Annotated in this window: 4 protein-coding genes; all 4 read right to left on the reverse strand. The window is 62.2% G+C overall.

Features of this window, described 5'->3' with window-relative positions; translation table 11 throughout:
• Positions 1–91: 91 nt before the first annotated feature.
• The 4 genes from ACE04F_RS18485 to ACE04F_RS18500 all read right to left on the reverse strand — a co-directional run bounded on the left by ACE04F_RS18485 (position 92) and on the right by ACE04F_RS18500 (position 4394).
• Complete coding sequence (locus ACE04F_RS18485) at positions 92–1207, reverse strand: Gfo/Idh/MocA family protein (RefSeq protein ID WP_486108414.1); 1116 nt, start codon at positions 1205–1207, stop codon at positions 92–94.
• A 211-nt stretch (positions 1208–1418) separates the two neighbouring features.
• Entirely contained in the window at positions 1419–2186 is a 768-nt protein-coding gene (locus ACE04F_RS18490; protein WP_003180553.1) for an SDR family oxidoreductase, read from the reverse strand.
• A 24-nt stretch (positions 2187–2210) separates the two neighbouring features.
• Complete coding sequence (locus ACE04F_RS18495) at positions 2211–3278, reverse strand: phosphotransferase family protein (protein ID WP_486108933.1); 1068 nt, start codon at positions 3276–3278, stop codon at positions 2211–2213.
• Between the two features lie 162 nt (positions 3279–3440).
• Positions 3441–4394 carry a 2-hydroxyacid dehydrogenase gene (locus ACE04F_RS18500; RefSeq protein WP_486108935.1) on the reverse strand — a complete coding sequence of 318 codons (954 nt, stop codon included), beginning with the start codon at positions 4392–4394 and terminating at the stop codon, positions 3441–3443.
• Positions 4395–4511 lie beyond the last annotated feature (117 nt).

Below are 4511 nucleotides of genomic sequence, written 5' to 3' on the forward strand. Positions count from 1 at the left end.
AACCCTGTGGGAGCGAGCCTGCTCGCGATAGCGGCCTGACAGCCGCCACATGACTGGCTGAGCCCATTTCCCCTTGCGACAGGCGCTGGGCTCATTGCTCCGGTATTTTCACCCAGCGTTCCTCCCGCGCCGCCACCCGGATCGCCGCCGCCAAGCGCTCGACTTCCCAGGCTTCCGCGAAATCCGTACCGCTGCCGCCTTCGCCTGCGAGGGCCATGACCAGCTCCCGGACTTCCAATGTCTTCAATTCGTTGTACCCCAGCTGATGCCCGGCCGCCGGGCTGAAGGCAGCGTAGCCCGGCAGGTCGGGGCCGGCCAACAGTCGCTGGAAACCTGCCTGGCCGACGCGGCACAGGTGCAATTCGTTCAGTCGTTCCTGATCGAAGGCCAGCGTCCCGAGCGTGCCGCTGATCTCGAAGCTCAGGTGGTTCTTGTAGCCGTGTTTGAGCCAACTGCTGTTGATCGTGCCCCGCGCGCCGCTGGTGAAGCGCAGCAGCGCCTGGACCTGATCGTCAACCGCAATGACCCGCTGTTCGATCGCGCCGGCGCTGGCCGGGCGCTGGTTGTGTACGGTCTGGCTGTCGGCACACACCGAATCGACAGCGCCCAGCAGGTAACGAGCCATGGCCAGCAAATGGCTGCCCAGGTCGGCCAGGGCGCCGCCGGCGTGCTCGGCTTCGCAGCGCCAGGACCATGGCGAGGTCGGGTCGGCCATGAAGTCCTCACTGAATTCGCCCTGGAAACTGATGATCTGCCCCAGCTCGCCGCGCTGGATCATTTCCCGCGCCAACCGGATGATCGGGTTGTGCTGATAGTTGTAGCCGACGCGCGTCACCACCCCGGCCGCTTTGGCGGCCTGGTGCATCTGCTCGGCCTGTTCCAGGGAGACCGCCAGCGGTTTTTCGCAATAGACCGGCTTGCCCGCCGCCAACGCGGCCATGGCCATCGGAAAATGCAGATGGTTGGGCGTGGTAATGGCGACCAACTGGACGTTCGGGTCGTCGATCAGTTGTTGCCAGTCGCTGTGGGCCGTCTCGAAGCCCCAACTCCGTGCGCATTGGCGCGCACGCTGCGGATCGGCGTCAGCCAGGGCCGCCAGTTTCAAGTCCAGGGGAAGGTCGAACACCGCCTTGGCGTTAAGGAACGCCAAGGCATGGGCACGGCCCATGAAGCCGGTGCCAATCAGACCGATGCCGAGTTCGCGCATAAGAAAGAGCCTTTGAATTGTTATTTTCAGAAGGCTCTTTATGGAATAAATATTCGCTAATTGCAAATCATGGAATAAAAATTCATTCCTCTGTCCTTGAGAATTCCCTGTGGGAGCGAGCCTGCTCGCGAAAGCGCTACTTCAGTCAACATTGAGGTCGACTGACCTGACGCATTCGCGAGCAGGCTCGCTCCCACAAGGGAAACACCCATCAGGACAAGAACCCGCCATCCACATTCAACGCCACACCCGTGGTATAGCTCGACGCATCGCTGGCCAGGTACAACACCGCGCCGGCCATTTCGCTCGGGTCAGCGACGCGCTTGAGTGGGATCTGCGCCAGGGCGGTCTTCAGGATGGCGTCGTTCTTGACCAGCGCCGAGGCGAACTTGGTATCGGTCAGGCCTGGCAGCAAGGCGTTGCAACGAATACCGAACTGCGCGCATTCCTTGGCGAAGACCTTGGTCATGTTGATCACCGCAGCCTTGGTCACCGAATAGATGCCCTGGAAAATGCCCGGCGAGATGCCATTGATCGACGCGACGTTGATGATGCTGCCGCCGCCGTTCTCGCGCATCAGCTTGCCGGCCTCCACCGACATGAAGAAGTAGCCGCGGATATTCACATCGACGGTTTTCTGGAACGCGCCCAGGTCGGTGTCCAGCACATTGCAGAACTGTGGGTTGGTGGCCGCGTTGTTCACCAGGATGTCCAGGCGCCCGAACTGCTCGCGGATCCCGGCGAACACCTGGCTGATCTGCTCCATTTCGCCGATGTGGCAGGCGATCGCGGTGGCCTTGCCGCCCGCGGCGATGATCGCATCGGCGACGTGCTGGCAGCCATCGAGCTTGCGGCTCGAAACGATCACATGGGCGCCTTGCTGGGCCAGCAGCTTGGCGATGGCTTCGCCGATACCGCGGCTGGCGCCGGAAACGAAAGCGATCTTGCCGTCGAGGTCGAACAACTGGGTCTTGGACATGCTGTTTCCTTGTTGTAGGTGCGCTCAGAGCGTGGATTTGCGGATGACTTGCAGGCTCATCTGCTCCAGCAGCTTGTTCATCTGAACGAACTGCGCGAAGCGTTTGTCCTGGGTCTGGCCATTAAAGTAGCGGTAGTAGATCTGCTGGACGATACCGGCCAGGCGGAACAGCCCATAGGTGTAATAGAAGTCGAAGTTGTCGATGCGCACTCCGGCGCGCTCGGCGTAGTAGTCGACAAACTCACGGCGGGTCAGCATGCCCGGCGCATGGCTGGGCTGGCGGCGCATCAACTGCACCGGCGCCGGGTCGTCGGCTTCGATCCAATAAGCGAGGCTGTTGCCCAGGTCCATCAACGGGTCGCCGATGGTGGTCAGTTCCCAGTCCAGCACGCCGATGATCTGCATCGGGTTGTCCGGGTCGAGGATCACGTTGTCGAAGCGGTAGTCGTTGTGGACGATGCTTGAGGTCGGGTGGTCGGCGGGCATCTTGTCGTTGAGCCAGGTCTTGACCGCCGTCCATTCCGGCGCATCGGGGGTCAGGGCTTTTTCGTAACGGTCGCTCCAGCCACGGATCTGCCGGGCTACGTAGCCTTCGGGTTTGCCCAGGTCGGCCAGGCCGCAGGCGCTGTAGTCAACACGGTGCAGCTCGACGAGCCGGTCGATGAAACTCTTGCACAGCGCCTCGGTGCGGGCCGCATCGAAACCCAGCTCCGGCGGCAATTCGGAGCGCAGGATGATCCCTTTGACCCGTTCCATCACATAGAACTCGGCGCCTATCACCGCCTCGTCGGTGCAATGCACGTAGGCTTTGGGGCAGTACGGAAAACCGTCGCGCAATTGATTGAGGATGCGAAATTCGCGGCCCATGTCGTGGGCAGACTTGGCTTTGTGGCCGAACGGCGGGCGGCGCAGGACGAACTCCTGCTCGGGGTATTCCAGCAGGTACGTCAGGTTCGACGCGCCGCCCGGAAACTGGCTGATCAGCGGCGTGCCGGTCAGGCCAGGAATATGGGCCTTGAGATACGGGTCGATCAGACTGGCATCGAGTTCTTCACCATCGCGCACGCGGGTGGACTGATCAGTAACTGCCATGCTTATCCCTTCTGCTTATTTTGGAGGCCATCGATCATTGGCTAATCTAATGGCGCGTGGGGGGGCGTCACAAGCGCGCCGAGGTCTTATAGGTCAGCGTGTTGCCGGGTAATCAGTGGACCTGATGAACTGTCACCGTGGCTGTGGTCACGTACGCTCAAGTCAACCTTGCACGTCAGGCAGCGGCACCGGGGTCAGTACCTGCTCGCCGGTAAAAAACGCGCTCAGGTTCTGGCCCACCAGCTCCACCATCGCTCGGTTCGCTTCGGGCGACAGGCCGGCCACGTGCGGCGTCAAGACCACGTTCGGCAGGCTCTTCAAGGCATCGGGCACTTCCGGTTCGTGGTCGAACACATCGAGCGCCGCCCCGGCAATCCGTCGCTGTTCAAGGGCGTTGACGAGATCGGTGGTGCTGACCACGCTGGCCCGGGCGATATTGACCAGATAGCCATTGGGGCCGAGGGCATCGAGGACTTGTCGGGTGATCAATTGCCGGGTGTCCAGGCCTCCAGGTGTGGCGATGATCAGAAAGTCGCAGACCCGGGCCAGTTCCGTTGGCGTGGCGCAAAAGGTATACGGGACGTCGCTGCGAACCCGCCGATTGTGGTAGCTGATGCTCATGTCGAAACCCAGGGCGGCACGCTTGGCAATCGCTATGCCCACGGCGCCGAGTCCCAGCACGCCCAGGTGCTTGCCCGCCAGGGAGGGACGCATCTGGCGCGGCCACTCGCCACGGCGCAGGGCGGCGTCGGAGCGAGGCACGTCCCGCACCAGCGCCAGCAGCAGGGCCATGGCATGGTCGGCCACTGACGAGGCATTCACCCCGGCGCCGTTGGTGACCACGATGCCTCGTTTGCGGGCGGCGTGCAGGTCCACTTGCTCATAACCGGCGCCGATCACGCAGATGATCTTCAGGTTGGGCAGGGCGGCGATTTCCTCGGCGGTCAAACCCAGGGGGCCGCGCGTCAGCACCGCGCTGAACCGTTCGCCGTGTTCGAAAATCGCCGTCCTGCGTTCGGCTGGCGTAGGCGCCAGTTCCAGGTGATAGCCCTGGCGTTCGAGGATCGGCAAGTATTCGTTGACGGTTTCAACCAGTACCAGAACGGTTGCGGTCATGCTGTGCTCCTGTGGGCGCGCGGGCGATTTTTGGTATTCAACCTGATTGTAGGGGCCGGAGGGAGGTGTAGCCTGGGCTTTTTGTATTTCATTTTCGACCGGCGCAGGCCTTGTGGG

The sequence above is a fragment of the Pseudomonas sp. AGC41 genome (genome assembly GCF_057334555.1).

Coding starts and splice junctions, on each gene's coding strand:
- ACE04F_RS18485 (WP_486108414.1), bottom strand. CDS start 1,207: ATGCGCGAACTCGGCATCGGTCTGATTGGCACCGGCTTCATGGGCCGT.
- ACE04F_RS18490 (WP_003180553.1), bottom strand. CDS start 2,186: ATGTCCAAGACCCAGTTGTTCGACCTCGACGGCAAGATCGCTTTCGTT.
- ACE04F_RS18495 (WP_486108933.1), bottom strand. CDS start 3,278: ATGGCAGTTACTGATCAGTCCACCCGCGTGCGCGATGGTGAAGAACTC.
- ACE04F_RS18500 (WP_486108935.1), bottom strand. CDS start 4,394: ATGACCGCAACCGTTCTGGTACTGGTTGAAACCGTCAACGAATACTTG.